The sequence below is a fragment of the Amycolatopsis rhabdoformis genome, assembly GCF_035918295.1.
Lineage (GTDB): Bacteria > Actinomycetota > Actinomycetes > Mycobacteriales > Pseudonocardiaceae > Amycolatopsis > Amycolatopsis rhabdoformis.
The window spans coordinates 2,666,947-2,685,561 of the sequence record NZ_CP142149.1; the positions used below are offsets into that span (position 1 = coordinate 2,666,947).

Sequence of the window (18,615 nt, forward strand, 5' to 3'; positions counted from 1 at the left end):
ATGGACAACGAACAGAAGCTGCGGGACTACCTCAAGCGCGCCAGTGCGGATCTGCGCCGGACGCGCCAGCGGGTGCAGGAGCTGGAGGCGGCGGCGAGCGAGCCCATCGCGATCGTGGGCATGAGCTGCCGCTACCCCGGCGGGGTCACCAGCCCGGAGGACCTGTGGCGGCTGGTCGAGGCCGGCGAGCACGGCATCACCGGGTTCCCCGCCGACCGCGGCTGGGACCTCGACGGCGACTTCGCCTCGTCGACGCTGCAGGGCGGGTTCCTGCACGAGGCCCCGGAGTTCGACGCGGACTTCTTCGGCATCTCCCCGCGCGAAGCCCTGGCGATGGACCCGCAGCAGCGGGTGCTGCTGGAGGCTTCGTGGGAAGCGTTCGAGCGGGCGGGCCTCGACCCGGCGGCACTGCGCGGCAGCCGCACCGGCGTGTTCGTGGGCGCGATGGCGCAGGACTACGCCGTGGGTCCGGAGGACGGGGTCGAGGGGTTCCAGCTCACCGGCAACACCACGAGCGTGATGTCCGGCCGGCTGTCGTACGTGTTCGGCCTCGTCGGGCCCGCCGTCACGGTCGACACCGCCTGCTCGTCGTCGCTCGTGGCGCTGCACCTGGCCGCACACGCGTTGCGGGCCAAGGAATGTTCGCTCGCGCTCGCCGGTGGCGTCACCGTGATGTCGAGTCCGGCCACGTTCGCCGAGTTCAGCCGCCAGGGCGGGCTCGCGAACGACGGCCGCTGCCGCTCGTTCGCCGATTCGGCCTCGGGCACCGGCTGGGCCGAGGGCGTCGGCGTGCTCGTACTGGAACGCCTGTCGGACGCGATCCGCCACGGCCACGAGGTGCTCGCCGTGGTCCGCGGCTCCGCGGTGAACCAGGATGGCGCGTCCAACGGCCTCACCGCGCCCAACGGCCCCTCGCAGGAACGCGTGATCCAGCAGGCGCTGCTCAACGCCCGCCTCACCGCCGCCCAGGTCGACGCCGTCGAGGCGCACGGCACGGGCACCACGCTCGGCGACCCGGTGGAGGCGCAGGCCCTGCTGGCCACCTACGGTCGTGGCCGCGACGCGGACCGGCCGCTCTACCTCGGCTCCGTGAAGTCGAACATCAGCCACACGCAGGCCGCCGCGGGCGTCGCGGGCATCATCAAGATGGTCATGGCGCTGCGTCACGGCGTGCTGCCGAAGACGCTGCACGTGGACGCCCCGTCGTCGCACGTGGACTGGACCGAAGGCGCCGTGCGGCTGCTGACGGAGGCCACGCCGTGGCCGGAGACCGGTGAGCCGCGGCGGTTCGGCGTGTCGTCGTTCGGCATCAGCGGCACCAACGCGCACACGATCATCGAGCAGGCCCCGGCAGCCGAGCACGACCCGGCAGCCGAACCCGTCGACGTCCGGGCCGCGGGCGCGGTGCCGCTGCTCGTCTCCGGGCGCACCGCCGAGAGCCTGCGGGCCCAGGCGGCTCGCGCGGTGGCGTTCCTGGAGGACAACCCCGACGCCGCCCTCGCCGATCTGGCGCTCTCGCTGGCCACCACGCGCTCGGCGTTCGAGCACCGGGCCTCGGTCGTCGCCGAAGACCGCGAGGCGGTGTTGGCCGGCCTGACCGCGATGGCGGCGGGAGAGTCGCCCGTGAGTGTGGTGCCGGCGAAGACGAAGCTGGCGTTCCTGTTCACCGGCCAGGGTGCGCAGCGGCTCGGCGCGGGCCGGCAGCTCGCCGAGCGGTTCCCGGTCTACGCGGCGGCGTTCGACGAGGTCGTGACCGAACTCGACCGCCACCTCGACGGCTCGCTGCGGGCGGTGCTCTGGGGCGAGAACGCCGACCGGCTCGATGAGACCGGCTGGGCGCAGCCGGCGTTGTTCGCGGTCGAGGTGGCGCTGTTCCGGCTCCTGGAGTCGCTCGGCGTCACGCCCGACCACCTCACCGGGCACTCGATCGGCGAGCTGGCCGCCGCGCACGTCGCCGGCGTGTTTTCCCTCGCCGACGCGGCGAAGCTGGTCGCCGCGCGCGGCCGGCTGATGCAGGCGCTGCCGGCGGGCGGGGCGATGGTGTCGGTGCAGGCGAGCGAGGCCGAGGTCGCACCGCTTCTGACCGACGACGTGTCGATCGCCGCCGTGAACGGCCCGAACGCGGTGGTGCTCGCCGGCACCGAGGACGCGGTGCTCGCGGTGGCGGCGCACTTCGAGGAGCTGGGCCGCAAGACCAAGCGGCTCGGCGTGAGCCACGCGTTCCACTCGCCGCTGATGGACCCGATGCTCGACGACTTCCGGGCCGTGGTCGCGGGCCTCGAGTTCGCCGAACCGCGGCTCCCGATCGTGTCGACGCTGACCGGCGAGCCCGTGGCGGCCGAGCGACTGTCCGATCCGGACTACTGGGTCGACCACGTGCGCCACACGGTGCGCTTCGCCGACGCGCTCGACTGGCTGAGCGGCCACGGCGTGACCACGATGCTCGAACTCGGGCCGGACGCCGTGCTGTCGTCGCTGGTCCACGACGCCGAAGCGTTCCCGCTGCTGCGCGCGAACCGGCCCGAAGGCGCTTCGGTCGCCGCCGCGCTCGCCGGCCTGCACGGGCGTGGTGTCGCCGTGGACTGGGCGCAGTACTTCGCCGGCACCGCCGCGGCTCGCCTCGACCTGCCCACCTACGCGTTCCAGCGCCGCCGCTTCTGGCCGAAGGGCGGCATGGCGCAGTTCAACGACGTGCGCGCGGCCGGCCTCGGCGCCGCGCACCACCCGTTGCTCGCCGCCGCCGTGACGCTGGCCAACTCCGACGGCCTCCTGCTCACCGGCCGCCTGTCCACGCGCACCCACCCGTGGCTGGCCGATCACGTCGTGCGCGGCGCGGTGCTGCTGCCGGGCACCGCGTTCCTCGAACTGGCGCTGCGGGCCGGCGACGAGGTCGGCTGCGGGCTGGTGGAGGACCTCACGCTCGCCGCGCCGCTTGTGCTGCCCGAGAACCGCGCCGTGCAGGTGCAGGTGTGGGTCGGCGCGCCGGACGACAACGGCCGTCGCGGCGTGAACGTGTACTCGCGGCCGGACGGCGAAGACGAGCAGCCCTGGACCCAGCACGCGGCCGGCACGGTCGCTCCGGGCTCGGCCTCCGTGCCGTTCGAGGCGGGTGCGTGGCCCCCGGCCGGCGCCGAGGCCGTGGACCTCGACGGCGGTTACGAGCGGCTCGCGGAAGGCGGCTTCGCCTACGGGCCGGCGTTCCAGGGCCTGCGGCAGGTGTGGCGCCGGGGTGACGACGTGTTCGCCGAGGTGGCCTTGCCGGCCGGCCCCGGTGCCGACGCCGGTGCGTTCGGCCTGCACCCCGCGCTGCTCGACGCGACGCTGCACGCCTTGCTGCTCGGCCGCCCGGACGGCGGCCCGGCCGGTCTGCCGTTCTCCTGGGAAGGTGTCGCGCTGCACGCGGCCGGAGTTTCGACCGTACGGGTACAGCTCTCGCCGGCGGGAGAGGGCGCCGTGACGATCGGGATCGCCGACAGCACCGGCGCACCGGTGGCCTCCGTCGAGTCCCTCACCCTGCGGCCGATGTCGGCCGACGACCTGAATTCCGCGGCGGCTGTGCAGCGGGACGCGTTGTTCGCCGTGTCCTGGGTGCGCTCTCGCACGGTGCCGGTGTCCGAAGTGGACGAGGCGAACGTGGTGTTCGTGCCGATCGAGGGCACCGATGACCCGATCGCCGACACCCACGCGTTGACCGCTCGCGCGCTCGGCCTGCTCCAGGACGCCGGCGACCAGCGGCTGGTTTTCGTCACGCGCGGCGCGGTGTCCGTGGCGGGCGAACCGGTGACCGATCCGGCGGCCGCGGCCGTGCGGGGTCTGGTGCGCGCGGCCGAAAGCGAACTGCCGGGCCGGTTCGGCCTGCTGGACCTCGACGAAGGCGCCGAGCCGCCGGCCGAGGTCTACTCGGGTGACGAGCCGGAGCTGGCCGTGCGCGACGGGGTCACCTACGCCGCGCGCCTGAGCCGCGCCGCGCTCCCGGTCGCCCCGGGCGAGGTCACCTGGGACCCCGAGGGCACCGTGGTGATCACCGGCGGCACCGGGGGGCTCGGTGCCGTGTTCGCGCGCCACCTCGTGGCCGAACACGGTGTGCGGCACCTGCTGCTGCTCAGCCGCCGTGGTCCGGCGGCTCCCGGCGCGGCCGAATTGGCCGAAGACCTGACCACCGCGGGTGCCGAGGTGAGCGTGCTCGCCTGCGACGCCGCCGATCGCGAGTCGCTCGCCGCGGCCCTCGCGTCGCCCGAACGGCCGGTGCGCGCGGTGGTGCACACCGCCGGGGTGCTCGACGACGGCGTGCTCGCGTCGCTGACTCCGCAGCGGCTCGACACCGTGCTGGGCCCGAAGGCCGACGCCGCCTGGCATCTGCACGAACTCACGAGCGATCTCACCGCCTTCATCACGTTCTCCTCGTTCGCCGGGGTGTTCGGCGCGGCGGGCCAGGGCAATTACGCCGCCGCCAACGCGTTCCTCGACGCGCTCGCGGAGTACCGCCGCGGCCAGGGCCTGCCGGCGTTGTCGCTGGCCTGGGGTCCGTGGGCCACCGGCGGCATGACGGGCTCACTGTCCGAAGAGGACTTGAGCCGCATGGCCCGCGCCGGCACGCCCGTGCTGCCGGTAGAGCAGGGGGTGTCGCTGTTCGACGCCGCGCTGACGGCCGACGGGGCCATGCTCGTCCCGGTGCGGCTCGATCTGCCGGTGCTGCGCTCGCAGGGCGCCGTCGCGCCGCTGCTGCGTGGGCTGGTCCGCGGGCCGGCTCGCCGGTCGGTCGTCGCCGGTTCCGCCGCGGTCGGGCTGGCCGAGCGCCTGAGCGGCCTCGGGGAAGCCGAGCGCGGCGAAGTGGTGCTGGAGCTGGTTCGCGCGCAGGTGGCGGCGGTGCTCGGGCACGGCGGGGCCGACGCGATCGACCCGGATCGCGCGTTCTCCGACCTCGGCTTCGACTCGCTCACGGCGGTGGAGCTGCGCAACCGCGTCGGCTCCGTGACGGGGCTGCGGCTCGCGGCCACGGTGGTGTTCGACTACCCGACCGCCGCCGCACTCGCCGCGCACGTGGTGGAGGAGCTGCTGGGCTCGGCGCCGGCGACGACCACCCGTTCGCCGAGGGCGGCGCGCACCGACGACCTGATCGTGATCGTCGGCATGAGCTGCCGGTACCCGGGCGGCGTGAGCTCACCCGCGGACCTGTGGCGGCTCGTGGCGTCGGGCACCGACGCGATCACCGGCTTCCCCGAGAACCGCGGCTGGGACCTCGGCGGGCTCTACGATCCGGACCCCGACAAGACCGGCACGACCTACGCGCGCGGCGGCGGCTTCCTGCACGACGCGCCCGAGTTCGACCCCGCGTTCTTCGGCATGAGCCCGCGCGAGGCCCTGGCCACCGACTCGCAGCAGCGGCTGCTGCTGGAGACCTCGTGGGAGGCCATCGAACGCGCCGGCATCGACCCGGTGTCGCTGCGCGGCAGCCAGACCGGCGTGTTCGCCGGCGTGATGTACAACGACTACGGCGCCGTGCTCGCCGGCGGTGACTTCGAGGGGTTCCAGGGCAGCGGCACCTCGCCGAGCGTCGCGTCCGGGCGCGTGTCGTACACGCTCGGGCTCGAAGGTCCGGCCGTCACGGTCGACACCGCGTGCTCGTCTTCGCTGGTCGCGATGCACTGGGCGATGCACGCGCTGCGCTCGGGCGAGTGTTCGCTCGCGCTGGCCGGGGGCGTCACGGTGATGTCCACGCCCGCGTCGCTGCTGGAGTTCTCGCGGCAGCGTGGGCTCTCGCCCGACGGCCGCTGCAAGGCGTTCGCCGAGTCCGCCGACGGCGTCGGCTGGGCGGAGGGCGCCGGCGTGCTCGTGCTGGAACGGCTTTCCGACGCGAAGCGCCACGGCCACCCGGTGCTCGCGGTGGTGCGCGGCAGCGCGGTGAACCAGGACGGCGCGTCCAACGGCCTCACCGCACCGAACGGTCCTTCGCAGCAGCGCGTGATCCGCGCCGCGCTCGCCGACGCGGGCCTGGACACCGGCGACGTCGACGTGGTCGAGGCCCACGGAACCGGCACCACGCTCGGCGACCCGATCGAGGCCCAGGCCCTGCTGGCCACCTACGGCCGTGACCGCGAAACGCCGCTGCTGCTCGGCTCGATCAAGTCCAACGTCGGGCACACGCAGGCGGCCGCGGGTGTGGCGGGCGTGATCAAGATGGTCGAGGCCATGCGCCACGGCACGATCCCGCGCACGCTGCACGTCGACGCGCCTTCTTCGCACGTGGACTGGGAAACCGGTGCGGTCGAGCTGGTGCGCGAGGACACGGCGTGGCCGGAAGCGTCCCGCCCGCGGCGCGCCGGGGTGTCGTCGTTCGGCATCAGTGGCACCAACGCGCACCTCATCCTGGAGCAGCCGGCCGCGCCGACGCCGGTCGAGCCGGTGACCACCGAGCGCGTGCTGCCCTGGCTGGTGTCCGGCCGCAGTGGGCCGGCGCTGCGCGCGCAGGCCGCCCGGCTGCGGTCCCACGTGGACGAAGCCGGGCTCGCCGACGTCGCGCACTCGCTGGTCACCACGCGCTCGCAGTTCGACCACCGCGCCGCCGTGGTCGCGACCGACGCGGAGACCGCGGCCCGCGCCCTCGACGCGCTGGCCGACGGCCGGTCGGACGCGGCGCTGGTGACCGGCGAGACCGGCGCGGCGGGGCGGCTCGCGGTCCTCTTCACCGGGCAGGGCAGCCAGCGGGCCGGGATGGGCCGCGACCTGGCCGAGCGGTTCCCCGTGTTCGCGCGGGCCTTCGAGGAGGTGTGCGCGGCACTTGACGAGCACCTCGACCGGCCGATGCGGGAGATCCTGGCCGCCGAAGACGGTTCGCTCGACGACACCGGCCGCGCGCAGCCCGCGTTGTTCGCGTTCGAGGTCGCGCTGTACCGGCTGTTGCGCTCGTGGGGCGTGAAGCCCGCGTTCCTCGCCGGGCACTCGATCGGCGAGCTGGCCGCCGCGCACGTCGCCGGCGTCTTCTCACTCGCCGATGCCGCGGCCCTGGTCGCCGCTCGCGCGCGGTTGATGCAGGCGTTGCCCACCGGCGGCGTGATGGCCGCGCTGCAGGCGAGCGAAGCCGAGGTCACGCCGCTGCTCACCGACGGTGTGGCGATCGCCGCCGTCAACGGGCCGACGTCGGTCGTGGTCTCCGGTGCCGACGAGGCCGTGTCGCCGATCGTCGAGCACTTCGCCGCGCTGGAGCGCAAGACCAAGCGCCTGCGGGTGAGCCATGCCTTCCACTCGCCGTTGATGGATCCGATGCTGGCGGATTTCCGGGCCGTCGCGGCGGAGCTGGCCTATGCGGCGCCGGAGATCCCGGTGGTCTCGAACCTCACCGGCACCGTCGCGACCGCCGAGCAGCTGTGCTCGCCGGACTACTGGGTGGCCCACGTCCGGGACACGGTCCGCTTCGCCGACGGCGTGCGCGCGCTGGCGGCCGAAGGCGTGGCCACGTTCCTGGAGCTCGGTCCCGACGGCGTGCTCGCCGCGATGACGCAGGAGACCTTGCCTGAAGTCGAGGTCGTCGCCGCACAACGCGCGGACCGCGACGAGGAGCTCACCCTCGTGACCGCTCTCGCCCGCCTGCACACCCACGGGATCGCGGTGGCGTGGCCGGAGTTCTTCGCCGGTGTGGGCGCGCGCCGCGTCGACCTGCCGACGTACGCCTTCCAGCGCGAGTTCTTCTGGCCCGACACCCCGGTGCTCACGGCCGGGCCGGCGGATCCGGCCGACGAACGCCTGTGGGACGCCGTGGAACGCGGCGACGCGGGCGCGCTCGCCGGAATCCTCGGGCTGCAGGACGAGCAGCACGCCTCGCTGTACGCGCTGCTGCCCGCACTGTCTTCGTGGCGGCAGACGCGGCACGAGAAGGCGCTGCTGGATTCGTGGCGTTACCGCGTCGACTGGCAGCAGCTGCCGACTCCGACTACACCGATGCCGACGCTCGACGGCACGTGGCTGGTGGTGAGCCCCGGCGAAGCCCTGCAAGACGTGGTGGCCGCGCTGACCGAGCACGGTGCCGAGGTCCGCACCGGCACGGTGGAAAACCTCGGTGACCTCGACGGGGTCCGTGGGATCGTGTCCACGCTCGCCTCGGCCGAAGAAGACGCGCTGGCGCTCACGGTCGCGCTCGTGCACGCGCTCGAAGACCACGGACCGCTGCCGATCTGGGCCCTCACCCGTGGCGCCGTGGCGACGACCCCGGACGAGACCGTGACCAGCGCCGCGCAGGCCGCGGTGTGGGGGCTCGGCAGGGTCGTCGCGCTGGAACAGCCGCACCGATGGGGCGGGCTCGTGGACCTGCCGTCCACTCTGGACACCGCGGCCGCGCGTCGGCTCGCCGCGACGCTGGCCGGCGCCGGGGGCGAGGACCAGCTCGCGATCCGCGCGACCGGGATCACCGGGCGGCGGCTCGTGCGGCACGCGGCGCGGGACCTGCCACCGGAAGGCGCGTTCACCGCTTCCGGCAGCGTGCTGGTGACCGGCGGCACCGGAGCGCTGGGCGCGGAGGTCGCGCGCTGGCTGGCGCGCAGCGGGGCCGAGCACGTGGTGCTCACCAGCCGCCGCGGCGCGGACGCACCGGGCGCGGCCGAGCTGACCGCGGAGCTCCAGGAGCTGGGTGCCCGGGTGACCGTGGCCGCCTGCGACGTCGCCGACCGCGCCGCGCTCGCCGCCGTGCTCGCGGACCTGCCCGACCTCACAGGGGTGGTCCACGCCGCCGGGGTCGGCCAGGCGACGCCGCTCACCGAGCTGGATCAGGCGTACTTCGCTGAGGTCCTCTCGGCCAAGATCGCCGGCGCGATCAACCTCGACGCCCTGCTGGATGAGCGCCCGCTCGACTTCTTCGTGCTGTTCTCCTCGATCGCCGGGGTGTGGGGCAGCGCGGGCCAGAGCGCGTACGGCGCCGGCAACGCCTACCTCGACGCCCTGGCCGAGCAGCGCCGGGCCCGGGGCCTGGCCGCGACGGCCGTCGCCTGGGGTCCGTGGGCCGAGGCCGGGATGGCCACCGACGACGCCGTCGCGGGGGACCTGCGCCGGCGTGGCCTCTCGACGATGGCGCCCGCGCCGGCGATGGCCGAGCTGCGGCGCGCGGTGGTCGAGGGCGACACCTTCGTGACCGTCGCCGACGTCGACTGGGACCGATACGTTCCGGTGTTCTCGGCGATGCGGCCGAGCCCGCTGCTCGCAGGTCTGTCGGCGCCGGTCCAGGAATCCGCGGCCGAGGCCGGCGAGTTCGCCGCCCGCCTGCACGCGCTCGGCGAGCCGGAGCAGTTGCGGTTGCTGCTGGAGCTGGTGCGCGGCGAAGCCGCTGCGGTGCTCGGGCACGCGTCGGCCGAGGAGGTGGGGGAGCGGCGGGCGTTCCGCGAGGCCGGGTTCGACTCGCTCACCGCGGTCGAGCTGCGCAAGCGGCTCGCCGCGTTGACCGGCCTCACGCTGCCCGCGACCCTGGCCTTCGACTACCCGAATCCGCTCGCGCTGGCGGAGTTCCTGCGCGCCGAGGTGCTCGGCACCGGCGCCGCCGCGAACGTCGTGGCGGCCGCGGGAGCGAGCGACGAGCCGATCGCGATCATCGGCATGGCCTGCCGCTTCCCCGGCGGCGCCGACACACCCGAGGCGTTCTGGCGCCTGGTCTCCGAGGGTGTCGACGCGATCTCCGAGTTCCCGGCCGACCGCGGCTGGGAGATCGACGGTCTCTTCGACCCGGACCCGGACCACCTCGGCACCACCTACTCGACCCAGGGCGGCTTCCTGCACGACGCCGGCCGCTTCGACCCCGCGTTCTTCGGCATCTCGCCGCGCGAGGCGTTGTCGATGGACCCGCAGCAGCGGCTGCTGCTGGAGACGTCGTGGGAGGCGTTCGAACGCGCCGGAATCGACCCGGCGACGCTGCACGGCAGCCCGACCGGCACGTTCATCGGCTCGACCTTCCAGGACTACGGAGCCGGGGCCGGCGACGCGGGTGAGGGCCACGTGGTCACCGGCACGCAGCCGAGTGTCCTTTCCGGACGGTTGTCCTACACCTTCGGGCTGGAAGGCCCTTCGGTCACTGTCGACACGGCGTGCTCGTCTTCGCTGGTCGCGCTGCACCTGGCGTGCCAGTCGCTGCGCGGCGGCGAGAGCACGCTGGCGCTGGCCGGCGGCGCGACCGTGATGGCGAACCCCGGTCCGTTCGTGGCCTTCAGCCGCCAGCGGGCGCTGGCGCTCGACGGCCGCTGCAAGGCGTTCGGCGACGGCGCCGACGGCATGACGCTCGCCGAGGGCGTGGGCATGCTCCTGGTCGAGCGGCTGTCCGACGCGCAGCGAAACGGGCACCCGATCCTCGCCGTGGTGCGGGGTTCCGCGGTGAACCAGGACGGCGCGTCCAACGGCCTCTCGGCTCCCAACGGCCCCGCGCAGCAGCGCGTGATCCGCCAGGCGCTCGCCAATTCCGGCGTGCGCACCGAAGACGTGCAGGTGGTGGAGGCGCACGGCACCGGCACGGCGCTCGGCGACCCGATCGAGGCGCAGGCGCTGCAGGGCACCTACGGACGCGACCGCGACCCGGCACGGCCGCTGCTGCTCGGATCGGTGAAGTCGAACATCGGCCACACGCAGTCGGCGGCCGGCATGGCGAGCGTGATCAAGATGATCATGGCGATGCGCCACGAGGTGCTGCCGCGCACGCTGCACGCCGGCACCCGGTCCGCCCACATCGACTGGACTCCAGGCACGGTCGAGCTGCTCACCGAAGCCGCCGAGTGGCCGCGCGGCGACCGGCCGCGCGTGGCGGCGATCTCGTCGTTCGGCATCAGCGGCACCAACGCGCACACGATTCTCGCCGAGCCGCCTGCGACGGAGGTGGCGGATCGCGCGGCCGAACCCGCGCGCCTGCTGCCGCTCGTGGTGTCCGCCCGGAGCGAAGCCGCGCTGCGGGCGCAGGTGGTGAACGTCGCGACCACGCTGGAAACGGCCGAACCACACGATGTCGCCGCTTCGCTGCTGAGCACGCGGGCCCGGTTCGAACACCGCGCGGTGGTGCTCGGCACGGACCGCGACGACCTGCTGGCCGGCCTGCGCGGCGACTTGCCGACCGCGGTCCGCGGCGTCGCGGACGTGGATGGCAAGCGGGTGTTCGTGTTTCCGGGTCAGGGTTCGCAGTGGGCCGGGATGGGTGCGCGGCTGCTGGATGAGTCGCCGGTGTTCGCGGAGCGGCTGACCGAATGTGCGGTGGCGCTCTCGTCCTTTGTGGACTGGTCGTTGCTCGACGTCTTGCGGCAGGTCGAAGGGGCGCCGACGCTCGATCGCGTTGATGTGGTGCAGCCCGCGTCGTGGGCGATGATGGTTTCGCTGGCCGCTCTGTGGCAATCGCATGGTGTGGTGCCGGACGCGGTGGTCGGGCACTCGCAGGGTGAGATCGCCGCCGCGTGTGTGGCGGGTGCGTTGTCGTTGGAGGACGCGGCGCGCGTGGTGGCGTTGCGGAGCCAGGCGATCGCGCGGACGCTCGCGGGCCACGGCGGCATGATGTCCGTGGGTCTGCCGGTGTCCGAGGTGGAACCGCGCCTGCCCGAAGGCGTGTCGATCGCGGCCGTCAACGGCCCGACGTCGGTCGTGGTCGCCGGTGACCCGGACGCGCTCGACGGTCTGCACGCCGAGCTCGCGGCCGAAGACATCCGCGCCCGCAAGATCGCCGTGGACTACGCGTCGCACTCCGCGCACGTCGAGGCGATCGAGGCCGACCTCGCCGAGGCGCTGGCGCCGATCGCACCGCGGGCGTCGGAGATCCCGTTCTACTCGACGGTGACCGGCGGCTGGCTCGACACGGCCACGCTGGATGCCGGCTACTGGTACCGCAACCTGCGCGGCCGCGTCGGCTTCGAGCCGGCGATCCGCGCGCTCGCCGAGCAGCAGCACCGCGTGTTCGTGGAGGTCAGCTCCCACCCCGTGCTGACCATGCCGGTGCAGGAGACGCTCGAAGGCGCCGGCCGCACGGTCGTCACCGGCACGCTGCGCCGTGACCAGGGCGGGCTGGCGCGCTTCCTGACCTCGGCCGCCGAGGCGTTCGTGCGCGGGGTGCCGGTGGACTTCGCGCCGCACGTGCGCGGTGGCCGGCGGATCGAGCTGCCCACGTATGCGTTCCAGCACCAGCACTTCTGGGCGGTGCCGGCCGAACCGGAGCCCGTGGTGCACGCCGACCCGGCCGACGCCGAGTTCTGGGCGGCCGTGGAGGGCCAGGATCTCGACTCGCTCACGGCGAGCCTCGACGTGGACGGTGCTTCGCTGGCCGCGGTGCTGCCCGCGCTGTCGAACTGGCGCCGTCGCCGGCAGGACGCGTCCACGGTGGACTCGTGGCGCTACAAGCCGGTGTGGAAGCCGCTGACCGGGCTGCCCAGCGGCATCCTGTCCGGCACCTGGCTGCTCGTGACGACCGAGGACCACGCCGGCACCGAGCTCGCCCGCGGCCTGCACGCGGCCGGAGCCGAGGTGCGTGCGCTCGTGCTCGACGATTCCTGCACCGACCGCGCCGTGCTGGCCGGGCGACTGCCCGCGGAGGAGATCGCGGGGGTGGTGTCGCTGCTCGCGCTCGCCGAACACCCCCACGGCGAGTTCCCGGAGCTGCCGGCCGGCCTGGCTCTCACGGTCGCGCTCCTGCAGGCCCTCGGCGACGCCGGGGTCGAAGCTCCCCTGTGGACGGTCACCGCCGGTGCCGTGGCCACCAACCGCGCGGACACCGTGACGAACCCCGGCCAGACCCAGGTGCACGGGGTCGGCTGGACCGCCGCGCTCGAGCACCCCGAACGCTGGGGCGGAGTGGTGGACCTGCCGGCGCAGCCGGACGAACGCGCCGTCGCGCGCCTGGCCACCGTGCTCTCCGGCGCGACCGGTGAGGACCAGCTGGCTGTGCGGGCGTCGGGTGTGTTCGCCCGCCGCGTGGTCCGCGCACCGGCGGACCGCGAGCCGGGGCGGTCGTGGACGCCGGCGGGCACCACGCTCGTGACCGGCGCGACCGGCACGCTCGGCCCGCACCTGGCGCGCTGGCTCGCGCGGGAAGGCGCGCCGCACGTCGTGCTCACCAGCCGCCGCGGCCTCGACGCGCCGGGCGCCCGTGAGCTGGTGGCGGAGCTGGCCGAGCTCGGCACCGAGGCCGAGGTCGTCGCGTGCGACATCAGCGACCGCGGGCAGGTCGAGGCCATGCTCACCGAGCTGTGTGAAGCCGGTCGCGAGATCCGCAACGTGCTGCACACGGCCGCGTTCATCGGCCTGCAGACGCTGGCCGAAACCTCGATCGAGGCGTTCGCCGAAGTCATCCGCGCCAAGGTCGTGGGCGCGCAGCTGCTCGACGAGCTGCTGCCCGACGACCTCGACGCCTTCGTGCTCTACTCGTCCACCGCCGGCATGTGGGGCAGTGGCCAGCACGCCGCCTACGTGGCGGGCAACGCGTTCCTCGCCGCGCTCGCCGAGCACCGCCGCGCCCGCGGCCTCCGCGCCACCTCGGTGTCCTGGGGCATCTGGGCGGACGACCTGCAGCTCGGCCGGGTGGACCCGTCGCAGATCCGCGGCAGTGGGCTGGTGTTCATGGACCCGAAGCTCGCGCTCTCGGGCCTGCGCACCGCGCTCGACGGCGACGACACCGTGGTCGCCGTGGCCGATGTGGACTGGGACCGCTACCACGCGGTGTTCACCGCGGTCCGGCCGACGAACCTGTTCGCCGAGGTGCCCGAGGTCAAGCTGCTGCGGGCCGCCGAGCAGGAAACCGCCGGCACGGTCGCGGAAGGCGAGTTCGCCGCCGAGCTGCGGGCGCTGCCCCCGGTCGAGCAGGAAGACCGCTTGCTGGCACTGGTCCGCGCGGAGACGTCGGCCGTGCTCGGGCTGGCGGACCCGGCCGACCTGGCCGAGGACCGCGCCTTCCGCGACGTCGGCTTCGACTCGCTCACGGCCGTGGACCTGCGCAACCGCCTCGCGACGACCACCGGGCTCACACTGCCGACCACGATGGTGTTCGACTACCCGAACCCGCTGGCCCTGGTGGAGTTCCTGCGGACCGAGGTGGCCGGCGCCACCGTGGCGACGACCCGCGCGGTCGCGGCGATCGCGACCGACGAGCCGATCGCCATCATCGGCATGAGCTGCCGCTACCCGGGCGGGGTCGGCTCGCCGGAACAGCTGTGGGAGCTGGTTTCCCAGGGCCGCGACGTGATCTCCGGCTTCCCCGCCGACCGCGGCTGGGACGCCGAGGCGATCTTCGACCCCGATCCGGACGTCAACGGCAAGACTTACTCCACGCAGGGTGGTTTCCTGCACGACGTCGCCGACTTCGACGCGGGCTTCTTCGGCATCTCACCGCGCGAGGCACTTTCGATGGACCCGCAGCAGCGGCTGCTGCTGGAGACGGCGTGGGAGGCGTTCGAACGTGCCGGCCTCGATCCGGCGGCGCTGCGCGGCAGCCTCACCGGCACGTTCATCGGCGCCAGCTACCAGGACTACGGCGAGAGTGCCGCGGCCGGCGCGGAGAACTCCGAAGGGCACATGATCACCGGGGCGCTCTCCAGCGTGCTGTCCGGGCGCCTGTCGTACCTGTTCGGCCTGGAAGGCCCGGCGATCACGCTCGACACGGCCTGCTCGTCTTCGCTGGTGGCGCTCCACTTGGCGTGCCAGTCGCTGCGCGGCGGGGAAAGCTCGCTCGCGCTGGCCGGTGGCGTGTCGGTGATGTCGACGCCGAACGCGTTCATCGGCTTCAGCCGCCAGCGCGCGATGGCACCCGACGGCCGCTGCAAGGCCTACTCCGACGCGGCCGACGGCATGAGTCTCGCCGAGGGCATCGGGCTCGTGCTGGTGGAGCGCCTGTCCGACGCGCGGCGCAACGGGCACCCGGTGCTCGCGGTGATCCGCGGCTCGGCGATCAACCAGGACGGCGCGTCCAACGGCCTCACCGCGCCCAACGGGCCCGCGCAACAGCGCGTGATCCGTGCGGCGCTGGCGAACGCGGGCCTGGCGGCTGGTGAGGTCGACGCGGTCGAGGGTCACGGCACCGGCACCGCGCTCGGCGACCCGATCGAGGCGCAGGCCCTGCTCGCGACCTACGGCCAGGACCGCGACCGGCCGCTGCTGCTCGGCTCGATCAAGTCGAACATCGGGCACACGCAGATGGCCTCGGGCGTCGCGAGCGTGATCAAGGTCGTGAAGGCGATGGAGCACGGAGTGCTTCCGCCGACACTGCACGCGGACGAGCCGTCGTCGCACGTGGACTGGGCGACGGGCGCGGTGCGGCTGCTGACCGAGACGACGCCGTGGCCGCAGGGCGCCGGCCCGCGCCGCGCCGGAGTGTCGTCCTTCGGGCTCAGCGGGACCAACGCACACACCGTGCTGGAGCAGGCGCCGGCGGTCGAGGTCACGGCCGAGGCGACGGCGGAGCAGGCCGTGCCGGTGGTCCTTTCCGGACGGTCGGAGGACGCCCTGCGGGCCCAGGCTTCGCGGCTGCTCGACCGGCTGGCGGACGGGCCCGAGGTGCGGCTCGCGGATGTCGCGTACTCGCTGGCCACCGCGCGCTCGGCGTTCGACCACCGCGCGGCGCTGGTCGCCGGTGACCGCGCCGAGCTGCTGGCCGGCCTCACGGCTGTGCGCGACGGTGCGCCGGCCGCCAACCTGGTGACCGGCCGCAGTGCCGGACGCGGGCGCACGGCGTTCCTGTTCACCGGCCAGGGCGCACAGCGGCTCGGCATGGGCCGCGAGCTCTACGAGCGGTTCCCGGTGTTCGCCGACGCCTTCGACGCCGTCTGCGCGTGTTTCGACGCGGAGCTGGACCGGCCGCTGCGCGACGTGGTCTGGGGCAGCGACGCCGAGCTGCTCGACCGCACCGGCTTCACCCAGCCCGCGTTGTTCGCCGTCGAGGTCGCGCTCTACCGCCTGACCGAATCCTGGGGCGTGCGCGCGGACTACCTCGCGGGCCACTCGATCGGCGAGCTGGCGGCGGCGCACGTCGCCGGGGTGCTGACGCTGGAGGACGCGGCCACGCTGGTCGCCGCGCGTGGCCGGCTCATGGACGCGCTGCCGGAAGGCGGCGCGATGGTCGCGCTGGAGGCGACCGAGGAAGAGGTCACGCCGCTGCTGTCCGACGGCGTGTCGCTGGCCGCCATCAACGGCCCTCGGTCGGTGGTCATCGCCGGCGAGGAGGCTGAAGCCGAGGCGATCGCGCAGCACTTCGTGGAGCTGGGCCGGAAGACGCGGCGGCTGCGCGTGAGCCACGCGTTCCACTCGCCGCGGATGGACGCGATGCTCGACGACTTCCGCCGTGTTGCCGAATCGGTGAGCTTCACGGCGCCGGTGATCCCGTTCGTCTCGAACGTGACCGGGCAGCTCGCGACCGAGGACCAGGTCTGTTCGGCGGACTACTGGGTGGACCACGTCCGCCACGCGGTGCGGTTCGCCGACGGGATTGCGTGGCTTGCGGACCACGGGGTCACCGCGTTCCTCGAGCTGGGTCCGGACGGTGTGCTGTCCGGCCTGGCGCAGGAGTCGCTGACCGACACCGCGTTGGTGCTTCCGGTGCTGCGGCGCGACCGGGACGAGGTCACGACCGCGCTCGGCGCGCTCGCCCGCCTGCACGTCCACGGCGTGGCCCTCGGCTGGGCCGGCGTGTTCGCCGCCACCGGTGCGCGCGTCGTGGACCTGCCCACCTACGCGTTCCAGCGCAAGCGTTACTGGCCGGAACCCGCGGCCCCGGCGTTCACGACCGCCGATCCCGCCGACGCCGACTTCTGGTCCGCCGTCGAGCAGCAGGACGTGCCGGCGCTGGCCGAGCAACTCGGCCTCGACGGCGAGACGCTGCGGCCGATGCTGCCCGCGCTTTCGGCCTGGCGCCGGCGGCGCACGGAGCGCGCCACCGTGGACGGCTGGCGTTACCGCGTGGACTGGAAGCCGTTCCGGCCCGCCGAGCGGCGGCTGTCGGGAACCTGGCTCGTTGTGGTCGCGCAGGAAAGCGACTGGACTCGGGCGGCGGTGGCCGCGCTGGGCACCGACACCGAGGTGGTCGCGAGGGCGAGCGAAATCGGCAACGGGGCGTATGCGGGCGTGCTTCTGCTCCCGGAGCGCGACGAGACCGGCGAAGGTCACACGCCGGCCGGAGTGCTCACGACGGCCGCCGTGGCGCAGGCGCTGGGTGCCGCCGGCATCGACGCTCCACTGTGGATTCTCACGTCCGGGGCGGTCTCGGTCGGCCGCGCCGACGGCGGCGTGCGGCCCGCCTCGGCCGCGGTCTGGGGCCTGGGCCGGGCTCTCGGCTTGGAACAGCCCGACCGCTGGGGCGGCCTGATCGACCTGCCCGCCGAGGTGGACTCGGCCGTCGCCGCACGGCTCGTCGCGTCGCTGGCCGGGGCCGGTGACGAGGACCAGCTCGCGGTGCGCGCGTCCGGGGTGTTCGTACGCCGGCTCGCACACAGCAGCGCCGATCCGAAAACGACGTTCACACCGACCGGCACCGTGCTCGTGACCGGTGGCACCGGCGGTCTGGGCCGACGCGTGGCCCGGCGCTTGGCCGCCGAAGGCGCCGAGCACCTGCTGCTCACCAGCCGCCGCGGCCCGGCCGCGCCGGGCGCCGACGACCTGACCGCGGAACTGGAGGCCCTCGGGGTCCGCGTGACGATCGCCGCGTGCGACGTCGCCGACCGGGCGGCCCTCGCAGCCCTGCTGGCCGACCACCCGGTCACCGCCGTGGTCCACACCGCCGGCGTCGTCGACGACGGGGTGCTCGACACCCTGACCCCCGAACGGTTCGACGCCGTGTTCGCCGCCAAGGCCACGGCCGTGCGGAACCTCCACGAGCTGGTCGGCGACGTCGACGCGTTCGTGCTGTTCTCCTCCGTCGCCGGCACGCTCGGCGCCGCGGGTCAGGGCAACTACGCCGCGGCCAACGCCTATCTCGACGCGTTCGCCGCCGAGCGCCGCGCCGCGGGCCGGCCGGCGACCTCGATCGCCTGGGGACCTTGGGCCGACGACGGGATGGCCGGCGACACCGAGATCGCGAACCGCGTGCGCCGCGGCGGCTTCGGCCTGCTCGACCCGGACGCGGCGATCACCGCGCTGTGGCACGCGGTCGAAGCGGGCGACACCGCTCTCGCCGTGCTCGACGTCGACTGGCCGCGCTTCGCCGCCGTCCGCCCCGACGTCGTGATCGCGGACCTGCCGGAGGTGCGTGCACTGGCTCGCTCCGCCGCGCAACCGCAGGACGAGGACACGCTGCGCCGCACGCTGGCCGGCCTGCCGGAACCCGAACGGGTGCGCGCGGTGCTCGACCTCGTGCTCGTGCGGGTCGCGGCGGTGCTCGGCCACGACGGCACCGGCCAGGTCGAAGCCGACCAGCCGTTCACGGACCTCGGCTTCGACTCATTGACCACGGTCGAGCTGCGCAACGCCCTCGCCGCGGCGACCGGCCTCACGCTCGCCTCGACGATCGTCTTCGACCACCCGAACCCGCGGGCGCTGGCCACGTTCCTGCTCGGCGAGCTGCTGGGCACGCTCGACACCGCGGTGCCGGCGGGTCCGGTCGCGCGCGCGGTCGACGACGACCCGATCGCCGTGGTCGGCATGGCCTGCCGGTACCCGGGTGGCATCCGATCACCCGAGGATCTGTGGCAGCTGCTG

1 protein-coding gene (only partly in view) is annotated in these 18,615 nt (G+C 74.2%); it reads left to right on the forward strand.

Annotation, left to right across the window (positions count from 1 at the left end; genetic code table 11):
* Positions 1 to 18,615 carry the 5' portion of a type I polyketide synthase gene (locus tag VSH64_RS12415; protein ID WP_326835717.1) on the forward strand. 8,781 nt of this gene lie beyond the right edge of the window, so the window shows 18,615 of its 27,396 coding nt (coding positions 1-18,615); the start codon lies at positions 1 to 3; its stop codon lies beyond the right edge, outside the window.